Source organism: Pseudonocardia sp. EV170527-09 (assembly GCF_008369905.1).
Taxonomy (GTDB): Bacteria; Actinomycetota; Actinomycetes; order Mycobacteriales; family Pseudonocardiaceae; genus Pseudonocardia.
The window spans coordinates 1-233 of sequence record NZ_VRMC01000673.1 but is presented as its reverse complement, the minus strand read 5'-3'; the positions used below and the strand labels follow the sequence as shown (position 1 = coordinate 233).

At 59.2% G+C, this 233-nt stretch carries 1 protein-coding gene; it reads right to left on the bottom strand.

The window, feature by feature from the left end; translation table 11 throughout:
• The coding region (locus FVA95_RS34275; RefSeq protein ID WP_149667022.1) for an IS3 family transposase at positions 1-103 on the bottom strand (103 nt) is incomplete at its 3' end.
• Positions 104-233 lie beyond the last annotated feature (130 nt).

Here is a 233-nt window from a genome sequence, read left to right as displayed (position 1 = left end):
CCAGACCGAGCGTGAGCTCGGCGTGGACACGCGGCCACCCGTACGTTCCGCGGGATTCTTCGTGGATCGTGGTGATGTGTTTGAGCAACAACTCGTTCTCCACCGCCCGAACGGATTTGTGCCCGGATCACCATTCGTAGTAGCCTTGGCGGCGCACGCCAAGGCTACTACGAATGGTGATCCGGGCACAAATCCGTTCGGGCGGTGGAGAACGAGTTGTTGCTCAAACACAT